Annotated in this window: 13 protein-coding genes; 4 read left to right on the top strand and 9 right to left on the bottom strand. The window is 73.4% G+C overall.

Annotated features, from left to right (window positions below):
* Positions 1-68 precede the first annotated feature (68 nt).
* The 3 genes from purD (at position 69) to AB0C17_RS10970 (ending at position 2,712) form a co-directional block, all read left to right on the top strand.
* Entirely contained in the window at positions 69-1,316 is a 1,248-nt protein-coding gene (gene purD / locus AB0C17_RS10980) for a phosphoribosylamine--glycine ligase (protein ID WP_357478115.1), read from the top strand.
* A gap of 60 nt (positions 1,317-1,376) precedes the next feature.
* The gene (locus AB0C17_RS10975) at positions 1,377-1,871 is read left to right on the top strand and encodes a SigE family RNA polymerase sigma factor (RefSeq protein ID WP_357478262.1); all 495 of its coding nucleotides are present in this window, start codon (positions 1,377-1,379) and stop codon (positions 1,869-1,871) included.
* Between the two features lie 313 nt (positions 1,872-2,184).
* Positions 2,185-2,712, top strand: coding sequence for a hypothetical protein (locus AB0C17_RS10970; RefSeq protein ID WP_357385154.1), 528 nt, complete (start codon positions 2,185-2,187; stop codon positions 2,710-2,712).
* A gap of 60 nt (positions 2,713-2,772) precedes the next feature.
* On the opposite strand, the gene AB0C17_RS10965 is transcribed toward AB0C17_RS10970, so the two are convergent.
* The 4 genes from AB0C17_RS10965 to AB0C17_RS10950 all read right to left on the bottom strand — a co-directional run bounded on the left by AB0C17_RS10965 (position 2,773) and on the right by AB0C17_RS10950 (position 7,754).
* Positions 2,773-4,275, bottom strand: a complete 1,503-nt coding sequence (locus AB0C17_RS10965) for a N,N-dimethylformamidase beta subunit family domain-containing protein (RefSeq protein ID WP_357385152.1) — start codon at positions 4,273-4,275, stop codon at positions 2,773-2,775.
* A 77-nt stretch (positions 4,276-4,352) separates the two neighbouring features.
* Complete coding sequence (locus AB0C17_RS10960; RefSeq protein WP_357385150.1) at positions 4,353-5,918, bottom strand: AMP-binding protein; 1,566 nt, start codon at positions 5,916-5,918, stop codon at positions 4,353-4,355.
* Between the two features lie 167 nt (positions 5,919-6,085).
* Entirely contained in the window at positions 6,086-7,300 is a 1,215-nt protein-coding gene (locus AB0C17_RS10955) for an acyl-CoA dehydrogenase family protein (protein ID WP_357385148.1), read from the bottom strand.
* A 1-nt stretch (position 7,301) separates the two neighbouring features.
* Positions 7,302-7,754, bottom strand: coding sequence for an SCP2 sterol-binding domain-containing protein (locus tag AB0C17_RS10950; RefSeq protein WP_357385146.1), 453 nt, complete (start codon positions 7,752-7,754; stop codon positions 7,302-7,304).
* A gap of 78 nt (positions 7,755-7,832) precedes the next feature.
* Between AB0C17_RS10950 and AB0C17_RS10945 the strand changes: the two genes are divergently transcribed.
* A complete protein-coding gene (locus AB0C17_RS10945; protein ID WP_357385144.1) occupies positions 7,833-8,474 on the top strand; it encodes a TetR/AcrR family transcriptional regulator in 642 nt (213 codons plus the stop codon).
* A gap of 45 nt (positions 8,475-8,519) precedes the next feature.
* Here the strand turns inward: AB0C17_RS10945 and AB0C17_RS10940 are convergent, their stop codons facing one another.
* The 5 genes from AB0C17_RS10940 to AB0C17_RS10920 are packed head-to-tail and all read right to left on the bottom strand — an operon-like array spanning position 8,520 to position 13,126.
* Positions 8,520-9,143, bottom strand: a complete 624-nt coding sequence (locus AB0C17_RS10940; RefSeq protein ID WP_357385142.1) for a DedA family protein — start codon at positions 9,141-9,143, stop codon at positions 8,520-8,522.
* A gap of 24 nt (positions 9,144-9,167) precedes the next feature.
* On the bottom strand, positions 9,168-10,427 hold the full coding sequence (locus tag AB0C17_RS10935; RefSeq protein ID WP_357478113.1) for an adenylosuccinate synthetase: 1,260 nt from the start codon (positions 10,425-10,427) through the stop codon (positions 9,168-9,170).
* A complete protein-coding gene (locus AB0C17_RS10930) occupies positions 10,424-11,383 on the bottom strand; it encodes a hypothetical protein (RefSeq protein WP_357478110.1) in 960 nt (319 codons plus the stop codon). Before AB0C17_RS10930 ends, AB0C17_RS10935 begins: the two co-directional genes overlap by 4 nt.
* 10 nt (positions 11,384-11,393) lie before the next feature.
* Positions 11,394-12,377, bottom strand: coding sequence for a serine/threonine protein kinase (locus tag AB0C17_RS10925; protein ID WP_357478107.1), 984 nt, complete (start codon positions 12,375-12,377; stop codon positions 11,394-11,396).
* Entirely contained in the window at positions 12,374-13,126 is a 753-nt protein-coding gene (locus tag AB0C17_RS10920) for an NUDIX domain-containing protein (RefSeq protein ID WP_357478104.1), read from the bottom strand. The genes AB0C17_RS10925 and AB0C17_RS10920 overlap by 4 nt, the downstream gene beginning before the upstream one ends.
* Between the last annotated feature and the right edge of the window lie 31 nt (positions 13,127-13,157).

Here is a 13,157-nt window from a genome sequence, read left to right as displayed (position 1 = left end):
CACGCGAATCTGAGACGCAAACTCCTTGATCGACGGGGAGGGGTGGGGTGGTCAGTAGGATGCCGGTCGTGCGCGTACTTCTTGTGGGTGGTGGTGGGCGGGAGCACGCTCTCGCGCTCGGGCTCGCCGGGGATCCGGCCGTCGAGGCACTTGTCGCGGCTCCGGGGAATCCGGGGATCGCGGCCGTGGCGCAGCTGCGGGAGGTGACACCCACCGACCCGGCAGCAGTGGCGGCCCTCGCCGTCGAGGTCGCGGCCGACCTGGTTGTCATCGGGCCGGAGGCGCCGCTGGTGGCGGGCGTCGCCGACGCGGTACGCGCCAAGGGCATCGCGGTGTTCGGCCCGAGCGCGGAGGCGGCCCGGCTGGAGGGCTCGAAGACGTTCGCCAAGGACGTGATGACCGCCGCCGGTGTGCCGACCGCACGCGCGTACACCTGCGAGGACGCGGGGGCCGTGGCGCACGCGCTGGACGAGTTCGGCGCACCGTACGTGGTCAAGGACGACGGGCTCGCCGCCGGCAAGGGAGTGGTGGTGACCGACGACCGGGCGGCCGCCGAGCGGCACGCGGCGGAGTGCGGCCGGGTGGTGATCGAGGAGTACCTGTCCGGTCCCGAGGTCTCCCTGTTCGTGGTGACCGACGGCGAGGCGGCCGTGCCGTTGCTGCCGGCGCAGGACTTCAAGCGGGTCGGCGACGGCGACACCGGGCCGAACACGGGCGGCATGGGCGCGTACGCGCCGCTGCCGTGGGCCCCGCCCGGCCTGGTCGACGACGTGATGCGCGACGTGGTGCACCCGACGCTGGCGGAGCTGCGCCGCCGGGGCACCCCGTTCGCCGGTCTGCTCTACGTGGGCCTGGCGATCACCCCGTCCGGCCCTCGGGTGATCGAGTTCAACGCGCGCTTCGGCGACCCGGAGACGCAGGTGGTGCTCGCCCTGCTGGAGACGCCGCTGGGTGGGCTGCTGCACGCCGCCGCCACCGGCACGCTGGGCGCGCACCCGCCGCTGCGGTGGCGCGACGGCTCGGCGGTGACGGTCGTGGTGGCGGCAGACGGCTATCCGGCGGGCCCGCGTACCGGTGATGTGATCACCGGCGCGGACCGCGCCGGGATCATCCACGCCGGCACCCGCCGGGACGCCGACGGCACGTTGCGCTCCGCGGGCGGCCGGGTCCTCTGCGGTACGGCGACCGGGCCGGATCTGGCCGCCGCGCGCGACGCCGCCTACGCCCTGGTACGCGACGTGGGGCTGGCCGGTTCCCACCACCGCACCGACATCGCCGCCGCGGCGGTCGGCGGACGGGTCACGATTCCCCGCTGATCCGGGCAACCCGGCCGGTCGCTTCCTCCGTTTGAAGGGGGAAGCGAGGAGGTGGCCGGGTTGCCGGTGGACATCGAGGGTTACCGCGCGTATGTCGTGGCGCGCATGGAGCCGCTGCGGCGTACCGCGTACCTGCTCTGCGGCGACTGGCACACCGCCGACGACCTGGTGTCGGCCGCGTTGCTCCGACTGCTCCGGCACTGGCGCCGGGTCTCTGCGATGGACGATCCCGACGCCTACGTCCGGCGGACACTGCTGCGCGTGTGGTTGGACGAGCGTCGCCGACCCTGGCGGCGGGAGCGCTCCTGGGCGGAGGTGCCGGACACCGGAGTCCACACCGTGTCGGAGGACAGCGCCGAACGTCTCAGCCTCCTCGCTCTGCTGGCCGAGCTGCCACCACGACGGCGAGCCGTCCTGGTGCTGCGCTACTTCTGCGACCTGTCGGTCGAGGAGACGGCGCGGGAACTCGGCTGCTCCCCGGGGACAGTGAAGAGCCAAGCCGCGCGAGCGCTCAAGACGCTGCGAGGCCGTCTGGAGGTGCGGACCGATGGATGAGCTGATGCGGGAACTGCGGGCGGCGACAGCGGAGGCGCCACCCAGCCGAATCGACCTGGACCGACTGATCACCACCTATCACCGGGATCGCCGGAGGCGTGGATGGATGACGGGTGGTGCCGTGGTGGCGGTGACGCTGGCGTCGGTGCTCGTCGCCCCGCCCGTCGTGCGGGGCCTGGGAGGAGGCGACCCGTCCTCGGGCCGCCCAGCCCCAGGATGGCCTGGGCCCGTCGGCTCTCCCACGACGCCCGCCTGCGCACCGGTGACGCCGAGGCCGAGTGGACCAACCGCGCCGATGCAGTCGGATCCGACGGTGCGGACGCTTCCCACCGAAGCGCCGGCGGCGGCCGTGCAGCGCCTGTCGGCGGAGTTGCGCGAGGCGTTGAAGAACGACGTGCCGTCCGGCGTCACCGTGCGCGGGGTCCTGCCCGGTTGCACCGCGCCGCAGTTCCAGTACGAGCGGAGCTACCGGGAGTACACCGCGGGCGGGCGACTGGCCACGGCCACCGAGCAGGGGCCCCTGCACGTCTCGGTCCGACCCACCGGGGCGGGCGAGCGGCTCGACTGCGAGCAGTACACCCTCGCCCGCGACCGTTGCACGACGACCGAGCTGCCCGACGGCGGTGCGCTGCTGGTCATCGAGACGCCGTACGGGGTGCCCGGGGTGGTGCAGCGCCAGGCGGTCGTGGCGCGGACGGACGGCACCACGGTGACGGTGACCACCAGCAACGCGGAGGTCGGTGCGAACCGCGAGCCGACCCGCGGGGCCCGGAATCCACTGCTCACCGTCGGTCAGTTGGCGGCTCTGGCGCAGGCACCAGGGCTGACGCTCTATCCGTGAATGATGTTCTCCCGCTCGGCGGACAGGGTGGCGGGCGGCCGGAGCCGGTAGCGGCTCGGATCAGGTCGATGTCGTGCGACGCCGGCCGGCCATCCGGTCGAGCACGTTCTCCGTGGCCCGCTCGATGCGCGGGTCACGGTGCCCCTGCCGGTCCAGTGCCATGGTCCAGCCCAGCGTGCCGCTGGCGAAGACCACAGCGCCGCGTGCCGTCTCGTGGACGTGGCTGTTCTGGACCCGCCGCCCGCCCTGCTGGGCCGGGTACGGCGACGAGCTGAGCGTGGTCCCGGCGGGCCGGGCGAGGGCGGTGTGCACCCCGTCCGCCTCGCCCGCGACCACACCCGGGATGCGGTCGCCGTCGGCCACGCCGGTGCCGGCCCACACCCAGTGGTCGGCGCCGCGCACCACGAGCGGCTGCGGGGTCAGCACGATGCCGTTGTACTGCACGCCGAGCAGCGCCTGCTCCGGCTGGTCGAGGTTGCGCCAGGTCAACGTCGGGTCGCTGCCGTCGGCACCCCGGCGGGGGTCGGTCTTGGCGCACTCGACGACCCGGTCGGGCCGGCCGTCGGCGGCGGGGTGGACGCGGGCGTGCCAGTAGACGCTGTTCGCGCCGAGGAACGCCAGGCTTGTGCCCCCGGCCAGGCCGACCTCGGTGGCGCGGCGCATCTCGGCCGACCAGTACTCGTCGTGCCCGCAGAACACCAGGCCCCGGTACCGGGCCGGGTCGAGCCGCCCGGAGTGCAGGTCGAAGCTGGTGGCGTAGGTGACGTCGTAGAGGTTGCGTTCCAGCCACCGGATCGCGTTCTCGTCGCGGTCGGAGTGGAAGGGCCGGCCGGCACCGGAGTAGGGACGGTCGAACGTGACAGCGCGGGCCCGCAGCTCGGGGTCGCGCCGCCCGTCGGGCCGGTAGCCGCCGTAGAGGCTCTTGCCGTTCCGCCGGTCGCGTGGCCACTGGTTGTACGCCTGCCAGGTGGTCACCGGCAGCACCACGCAGAGCGCGGCCGGACGCCTGTCGTCGCGCACCACGAACGGCGTGCACGCCCGCCAGCCGTCGGCCGAGGTGAAGACCGCCTGGTAGAGGCCGGAGGCCCAGCCGTGCGGGACGGACAGCCGCCAGGACACCGGCCACCGGCAGTCGAGCACGCCGGTGTCGGGGTCGGCGTCCGGCACGGGCTGCGGTACGCCGCGCAGCTCGGGGCTGGTCAGCATCGTGCGGGCGCCCGCGCCGCCGTACCAGCCGAGGCGGTGCACGCTGATCCGGAACCGGCCGGCCGGGTTGACCGCGACGTGGAACGTGATCTCCTCGCCGGGGGCGACGCTCGTCGTCGAGGCGTACCCCTGGATCTGGCGCCGCCGGTCGTCGGCGGCCTGGCCGTCGTCTTCCGGCCACCACGGCTCACCGGCGGCGCGGTTCTCCCGCTCGACCGGCGAGACCGGCGGGATCGGCAACCGGTTGGGTGAGTCGCCGGGCCGGCCGCCGAAGACCGGGTCGAGCGGGCCGAGGGCGGCGGCGGACGCGCCGCCGACGAGAAGGCCGAGAGCGGTACGACGCCGAAATCGGTCCATTGTGGCACACCCCGTCTCCCCGTTCGATCGGGGGAGACCGTAGCATCGGGAGGCACCAGCTGTCTGACCGATGTGGATCAGTCGAAGTAGCGGCGCAGCTCCCGGCTGAGCACCTTGCCGGTGGCGTTGCGCGGTAGGTACTTGACGAACACCACGTCGCGCGGCACGGAGAAGCGGGCCAGGTAGCGCCGGACGTACTCGCGGACCGCCTCCGGATCGAGCGTCTCGCCGGTGTGCAGCGCCAGGAACGCGGCCAGCCGCTGACCGTAGTCGGGGTCCGGTACGCCGATCACGGCGACCTCGCGGACCTGCGGCAGCCGGGCGATCAGATCCTCCACCTCGGACGGGAAGACGTTCTCGCCACCCGAGACGATCATGTCGTCGGCGCGGCCGTCGACGAAGAGGAGCCCGTCGGCGTTCAGCCGGCCCAGGTCCCCGGTGTCCAGCAGGCCGTCGCGGCTCTCCCGCCCGGCGCCGGACGTGTAGCCCTCGAACAGCATCTCGTTGCCCACGAAGATCCGCCCGACCTCGCCGTCGCGGACCGGGCGGCCGGTGCCGTCCAGGATGGCCAGCCGGGTGCCGTGCGGCGGGCGTCCCGCCGTGGTGGGCGCGGCACGAAGCTCGGCGGGGCCGGCGATGGAGGCCCAGGAGACCTCGGTCGAGCCGTAGAGGTTGTAGAGCACGTCGCCGTAGCGGTCCATGAACGCGGTGGCCAGGTTGCCGGGCAGCGCGGATCCGCTCACCGCCACCACTTTGAGCGGCGGCCGGGGCTGCGGCGGCGCGACCTCCATCAGCCGTTGGAGCATCACCGGTACGGCGAACATGGCGTCGCACCGCTGGGCGGTGAGCGCGGCGAGCGTGGCGGCCGGGTCGAAACGGCGGTGCAGCACCACTGTGGCGCGCAGCGCGAACGAGACCTGGAGCGCCGCGTACCCCCAGGTGTGGAAGACCGGCGCGGCGATCATCACGGTGTTCCGCGCGTGCAGCGGGATGCGGTCGATGATGGACACCAGCGGGCCGAAGCCGTGCGGGGTGGGCCGGCGGGCGCCCTTCGGCGCGCCGGTGGTGCCGGAGGTCAGCACTATGGTGCGGCCGTCGCGCTCCGGCGGCTGGAGCTTCTCGCCGGGCACGGCGGCGGCGATCAGCTCCTCCTGCCGCCGCTCGTCGACCCGGTACAGCTCGGGCGGGAGGCCGAGGACCCGTTCGGTGAACTCGCCGTCGTGCACCAGGACGCGCAGGCCCTGTTCCTCGGCCACCGTCACGAGTTGCGCGGCGGACAGCCCGGTGTTTACCAGGACGGCGTCCGCGCCGAGCAGCATCGCGGCGACTATCGCCTCGATCAGGCCGTGGTGGTTGCGGCAGAGCACGCCGACCCGGTCGCCGGTCCGCACGCCGAGGTGGGACCGCAGCGACCGGGCCAGCCGCTCGGAGCGGTCGAGCAGTTCCTGGTACGTCATGGTGGCGCCGCGCTCGTCGACCACCGCGACGCGGCCGGGGTCGCGGGCGGCGGCCTGGCGCAGCTCCCCGGCGAGGCTCCAGCCCCACCGGCGTAGCGCGTTCAGTTGGGAGACCACGCGGATCGGTCCGCCCGGGGCGAGTAGTCCACGTCGGGTCAGCGTGGCGGCGATGAACGGCAGGTCCAAGGCGCAACTCCTTCGCGTTCGTGGTTCGTCGACCAGGCTCCGGACGGTCTGCCGTCCGGTTCGGCGTGATCTTGTGCCCGATCGCGGTTCGGGTCGGCCCGGGAGCGGCGGCCCGGCCCGTGACGGCACGAGGCGTCGTCACGGGTCGGGCCGCGGCCCGCCGGCGGTCAGCGGATCTGCATCCCGGAGATGGCCCGGGAGATGACCAGCCGCTGGATCTCGGAGGTGCCCTCGAAGATGGTGTAGATCTTGGCGTCGCGGTACCACCGCTCGACCGGGTGGTCGCGCAGGAAGCCGGCGCCGCCGAGGAGCTGGACCGCCTTGTCGGTCACCGAGACGGCGACCTCGCCGGCCTTGAGCTTGGACATCGAGCCCTCGCCGGCGGTGAACGGCCGGTTGTTGCGGCCCATCCAGGACGCGCGCCAGACCAGCAGCCGGGCCGCGTCGATCTCCATCTTCATGTCGGCGAGCGCGAACGCTACCGCCTGGTTGGAGATGATCGGGCGTCCGAACTGGACCCGCTCCTTGGCGTAGTCCAGCGCGTACTCGTAGGCGGCGCGGGCCACGCCCAGCGCCTGCGCGCCGACTGTCGGGCGGGACAGCTCGAACGTCCGCATCGCCGCCTGGCCGGAGGCACGCTGCCCGGACCGGGCGCGGGCCAGCCGCTCGTCGAGCGCGTCCTTGCCGCCGAGCAGGCAGCGGCCGGGCACCCGGACGTCGTCGAGGAAGACGTCGGCGGTGTGCGAGGCGCGCAGGCCCAGCTTGCGCAGCTTGCGGGTCGCGGTCAGGCCGGGCGTGCCAGGGGGTACGACGAACGCGGCCTGCCCGCGCGAGCCCAGCTCGGGCTCGATCGAGGCGGTGACCACGTGCACCCCGGCGATACCGCCGTTGGTGGCGTACGCCTTCTGCCCGTTGAGCACCCACTCGTCGGTGGCCTCGTCGTAGACGGCGCGGGTACGCATCGACCCGACGTCGGAGCCGGCCTCCGGCTCGCTCGTGCAGAACGCGGCGACAGCCGGGGAGTCGACGTCGCCGAAGCACTGCGGCACCCATTCGACGAGCTGGTCGGGGGTGCCGGCGCCGTAGATCGCGGCGACCGCGAGGGAGGTTCCGAAGATGCTCAGGCCGATGCCGGCGTCACCCCAGAAGAGTTCCTCGCTGGCGATCGGCAGGGAGAGGCCGGTGGGGTCGGCCCAGCAGGTGGCGAGGAACTCGAACCCGTACAGGCCGACCTTCGCGGCCTCCTGGATGATCGGCCAGGGGGTTTCCTCCCGGGCGTCCCACTCGGCCGCGGCCGGGCGCACGACCTCGGCGGCGAAGCCGTGCACCCAGTCGCGAAGGTCCCGCTGTTCCTCGTTCAGGTCGAGCGAGAACTCGGCCATGTCAGGCCTTGGGGATGTCGAACAGGTTGGCGATGTTGGCGGCCAGGCCCAGGTCGCCCTTGGCCTTCAGCTTGCCGGTCATGAACATCATCACCGGGTTGGCGCCGCCGGTGATGATCTTCAGGAACTCGACCGGGCCCATGGTGAGGCTCAGCTTCGGGTCGCGGGTCGGGGTCTCCGAGGCGGTGCAGGTGCCGTTCTCGATGACGACCTCGTAGGTGTCGGTGCCACCGTCCGGGCGGCCGGTGATGTTCCAGTGGATGACCGCGTTGGTGGCGCCGGCACGGTCGGCACGGAACAGCGCGGGCATCCGGTTGAAGACCTCGCTGAGGATCTTGCCGCGCGACTCGCCGGACATGATCTCGGCGATCTTGGCGTCCGGCGTGGACTTGACCAGCTGCGCGAACTCCTTCGGGCCGACGTTCGCGAAGTTGGCGGGGTCGAAGTCAGTCATGGGGGATTGCACCTCTCGGGCGGGGCCATTTTGGTTACTCTGGCGTAACCTTACGCACGGGTAGGTATGCTCGCAAGGGTGTCCAGCACGCCGACCTTCAAGCGCCTCCCCCGAGCCGTACGCGAGCAGCAGATGCTCGACGCGGCGGTGAAGGTGTTCTCCCGCCGCGGCTTCCACGCCGCCAGCATGGACGAGATCGCCGACGACGCCGGCATCTCCAAGCCGATGGTGTACGCCTATCTCGGCACCAAGGAGGAACTCTTCATCGCCTGCCTGCACCGGGAGAGCACCCGGATGATGGAGGCGATCGCCGGCGCCGCCGCCCCCGACCTGCCCGCCGACGAGCGGCTCTGGCGCGGGCTGCGCGCGTTCTTCGGCTTCGTCGGCGCACACCGGGACGGCTGGGCGGTGCTCTACCGGCAGGCGCGCGGCTCCCAGCCGTTCGCCGCCGAACTCGCCGCCATGCGCGGCCGGCTGGTCGAGGTGGTCGCCGGGATGCTCGACCACGCGCTGCGCGCGTCCGGCCGTGAGATCGGCGCCACCGACCTGGAGGTGGTCGCGTACGGGCTGGTCGGCGCCAGTGAGTCGCTCGCCGACTGGCTGGCCGACCACCCCGAGGCCGACGCCGGGAAGACCGCCACGCGGATGATGAACGTGGCCTGGCTCGGCGCCGACCAGCTCCTGCGCGGCGTCACCTGGCACCCACCCGCCGCTGTGTAAGGAAGGGCCCCTTCTTAACGCCTCCGGTAGAGGAAGGGCCCCTTGTTAACAGTCGCGCCGGGCGGCGGCCCGCCGGTGCGCCCGCCGCCGGCCCCAGCGGACGGCCTCGAACAGGCCGGTGACCGCGAGCGAGATGGCGACCCCGGCGAGGAGCCCGGAGACGGGGTTGTGCTCGAACGCCAGGCCGCCGAAGTAGCCGAGCAGCCCGCAGTAGATCCCCCAGGTGACACACGCCAGGCCGTCGTACAGGAAGAACGTGCGTAACGGGTAGCGGACCGCACCCATGGTCAGCGTGACGGCGGTGCGACCGCCGGGGACGTACCGGGCGGTGGTCAGGATCATCCCGCCGCGCCTGTCGACGGCCCGGCGGGCCCACTCCGAGCCGGCCCGCCGCCTGCTGTCCGCCGGGAAGCGGGCCAGCCGGTTCGCGCCGCCGCCCCGGCCGATCGCGTACGAGATGTGATCGCCGAGGAGCGCGCCGAACGCGGCGGTCACGATCACCAGCACCAGGTTCGGCTCGCCGCCCGCCGCGAAGACGCCGGCCGTGATCACCACCGTCTCGCCGGGCACCGCCGGGAAGAACGCGTCGATCGCGGTGACCGCGATGATCAGCAGATACACCCACGGCGAGGTCACCGTGTGGTGCAGCAGGTCGAGCACGTCCCCCATGCACCCATGCTCGGGGGTGCGGTGTTAAGCAGGGGCCCTTCCCATACAAAAGGCGTTAACAAGGGGCCCTTCCTTCTCCTCGGCCGTGGGCCCGCGCGACGTGAGCACCACAGGTGCCCCCAGCGCCTCCGAGACCGCCGCCGGCCAGTCGGCCGGTGACTCGTCCAGCACCGGCCGAGCCCGCAGCAACTGCTCGGTGAGCGCCGCCTGCCGGTCCAGGTCACCGGCCGGGCCGGGAACGAGCTGGTCCAGGCCGTCGTACCGGCGGCAGATCCGCAGCTCGGGCCCGGCCAGGTCGAGGTGGGTGAGCGCCAGCCCGTCGACGCCACCGGCGACCTCCAGCGCGTACCGGTGGGCGACCGCGTCGAAGTGCCCGAACCGGAACCGGCCCTGCCACGGGTTCGTCCCGTTGTGCCGGTCGCGGAACGGCAGCGCCGCGTCCTCGGTGACCAGCGGCCCGGGACCGTGCCGGGTGGTGGTCGTCCGCAGCACGCCGAGCCGCTGCGCGGCCCCGGCCATGCCCGCCTCGGCGAGCAGCGTCTCGGCGTTGGCGAACGTCGTGGTGCTCCACGTCGTGTACGGGTGGAAGCCGTGCCACTCGTCCAGCAGCACCCCCTGCGCGCCCTCGAACACGCAGGTGCCCTCGCGCAGGGCGAATGCCAGCCAGGACCGGTCGACGATCGCCACCCGGCCCGCGAAGGCCGCGTACGCGGGCAGGCAGTCCTCGACCGGCGGCGCGTCCAGCGGGCCCAGCTCGGCGGTGAGCCGGTCCCGCAGCGCGGCCAGCCGGCGGCGCAGCACCGCCGGGCGGCGGCAGTCCGCCACCCGGGGCGCCTCGTCGGGGTGGGCGAGGCCGTACGCGACCGCCTCACCCACCCCCAGCCCGCAGGAGCCGTGCCGGTCGGCTCCCCGGGCGATCTCCCGGGCCCGGTTGGCGGCCCGGTGGTACGGGGTGGCGAGCAGCGCCTCCCCGTCCACTGTCAGCCGGTCGAGCGCGTCTGGCACGCCGACCGACGCGAGGTGGTCGGCCTCGGCGGCCAGCGCCAGCGGGTCCACCACGACGTGCCGCGCCAGGTGCGTTCGTACGCCCGGACGGAACGTCCCGGCGCCGAACTGCGCGAACGTGTGGTGCCGCCCGTCGCGCAGGACGACGTTGTGCGCCGCCTGCGCGCCCCCGTTGAAGCGGATGACCGTGTGCACCTGCCGGGTGGCGCAGAGCAGGTCCACCACTGTGCCCTTGCCGGCGTCGCCGTAGCCGAGGTCGACCACCATCACGTGGTTCACAGCCGGGTGACCCCGCTTCCGCCGTCGGCGGGGCTGAACGGCAGCGTCGCCACCGCGCGCCGCCCGGAGCCGACCTGGGCGAGAGCCTTCGAGACGGTCCGGGTGGCGGTGGAGCCGGCCCGGTCCAGGTCGCGCAGCCCGGCGTCCAGGTCGATGGCCTGCTCGCCGAGGCCGACGGTGAGCGCGATCGTCTCGCAGACCGCGTCCAGGTCGTCCAGCTCGACCGCGTTCTGCCCGAGCAGGCCGCGCCAGAAGTCCAGCACCTTGCGGTTGCCCGCGTAGTGACTGCCGGCCGGCAGCAGGTAGTAGGTGTCCCAGCGCGCGGTCACCTCGTCCACGATCTGCCGGACCGGCATGTCCTCGCGCAGGTCGTCGCCGATCAGCCGGGCCACCTCAGCGGTCTTCACCGCCGGGTACGCCAGTTCGTCGCCGATGATGAACAGGTAGCCACACCGGCCGCGCTTGTCCCAGCTGTCGGTGGCTGTGTGCCGGGCCATGAAGTAGAGCGCCAGCTCGTACGACTCCATCATCTGGCCGCCACCGCCGCCCTCCAGCACGATCCGCCCGAGGTCGTCGTCCATCCGGTTGTCGGACTCGAACTGCCCGACCTGCAACGGCACCCGGTCGCAGGTGGCGTCGCCGATCGCGCCGAACATGACCTGCGGGTCCTTGGCGTACCCCTGGCGCAGCAGCAGGCCGAGCAGCTGCGGCAGCTTGCTCTGCAACACCCGGGGCACGTGCCCCATCGAGCCGGTGACGTCGAACAGCACGGCGATCGGCGTCGACTGCGGGTGCTCGGCGGAGTCGCGGCTCTCCCGCAGCGCGTCGCGCGGGTCGAGCGCCGGGTGCACCTTGCGGGCGCCGCTGTCGCTGTACGAGAATGCGCTCTTGCCGGTGCGGCGCCGGTAGCGGTCGGCGGCGTCGTACACGTCGGTGGACCAGATTCCACTGCCCATGGCAGCCTCCCTAGGGGTTGAGGGTGAAGGGTCGGAAGGTGCGCGGCCCGTACAGGCGGTACAGCACCTCGTCCAGTTCGCGCAGCAGCCGCCAGGCGTCGTCGGGCCGGGTGGCGAGCGCGGTGCCCTGACAGCCGTCGGCGAAGGCGCGCAGCTCGCGCGGCGCGCGGTCGCCCATCAGCCAGGTCATGCAGCGGGCGGCGAGCGCGATGTCGGTGCCGGGGCCGCACTGCCGCTTCGCGGCGACCTCCGGCGGATACCAGTCCTCGTGGCCGGGCACGAGTGCCGGCACGAGCCCGCCCGGCTCGGCCGAGAAGCACCAGTCGACGAGCACCAGGCCGTGCGCGTCCGGCTCGATCAGCACGTGCCGGGGCAGCACCGCGCCGTGCACCACGCCGGCCCGGTGGGCCAGGCCGAGCGCCACGAGCAGCCGCCGCCACATCCAGGCCGCGTCGCGCGGGTCCAGCCCGTCCGGGTACGCGCGGCGCACGTCGTCCAGGCTGCGCAGCCCCGGTACGGTGGCCAGCTCGTTGACCTGCCGTTGCACGCCGGTCGACGGGTCGCGCGCCGGGTAGGAGTCGACGAGCCTCGGCACGTACGCGAGGTGCTTGGCGTCGCCGCGCTCGGCGATCCGGCGCAACGCGCGCGCCTCGCGGGCCATCAGGTCGTTGTCGCCGGGGTGCCGGCACACCTTGGCCAGGTGATAAGAAGGGGCCCCTCCTCTACCGGAGGCGTTAACAGGGGGCCCTTCCTTGCGTTCGTGCAGGGTGGCGACGTCGCCGGTGTACGCGGGGGCGGGGGTGCGCCACCGGGTGGTGACGGTGACCAGCGCTTCGGCGGCGGCGGCGCGTACCCGGGGGTCGACCGCGCCCAGCCGGTCGGGGTGCAGCGCGCCGACCAGTTCGCGGTAGCGGCGGGCCGGTTCCCGCGTGCCGAACAGGTCGGCGTCGGTGCGCGCCGCGGTGACCAGCCGGATCGCCTCCTCGGTCCTCACCGCACCGTCTCCTCCCGGGCGGGGCGCAGCAGCGCCGGGTGCAGCAGCCGGGCGTCTCCGGCGCGGTAGAGCTTGGCCCGGGGGCCGCCGCGCGCGCCGCCGCGTTCGGTGCTGGCGCCGGTGCTCTCCACGAAGCCGGGCACCGAGAGCACCTTGCGGTGGAAGTTGCCGGCGTGCAGCGGGTGGCCCCAGACCGTCTCGTAGACCTCGCGCAGCTCGGTGACTGTGAACTCGGGGGCGAGGAACCGGGTGGCCAGCGGCGTGTACTCCAGCTTGGAGCGGGCGCGCTCCAGGCCGTCGTCGATGATCCGGCCGTGGTCGAAGGCGAGCTGCCGGCTGGTCAGCGCGGTGACCGGCAGCCAGATCGCGTCGTCGGCGTCGGTGTCGGCGACGGGATCGGGCAGGTCGGGGGCGAACGCCAGGTGCGCGACCGAGACCACACGCATGCGGGGGTCGCGGTCGGTGGCGCCGTAGCTGCCGAGCTGTTCCAGGTGCACGCGGCGCAGCCGCTCGCCGCCGAGGCCGGTTTCCTCGGCCAGCTCGCGCCGGGCGCCCGCGGCCAGGTCCTCGTCCGGCTGGACGAAGCCGCCGGGCAGCGCCCAGTGCCCCGCGTAGGGCGGCGCGCCGCGACGGATCAGCAGCAGGTGCAGCGCGCCCTCGCGGATGGTCAGCGCGACCACGTCGACGGTGACCGCGACCGCCGGGTAGTCCCGGGGGTCGTATCCGGCGAGGAAGTCCTGCTCGTTCACGGCGACTCACTCTCTCAGGTTGAGAACAACT

Origin of the sequence: Micromonospora sp. NPDC048887, from assembly GCF_040649715.1 — a bacterium.
In the GTDB taxonomy this organism is placed as follows: domain Bacteria; phylum Actinomycetota; class Actinomycetes; order Mycobacteriales; family Micromonosporaceae; genus Micromonospora.
Note: the sequence above shows the minus strand (reverse complement) of the source record. Positions and strands in the feature narration are given on the sequence as shown.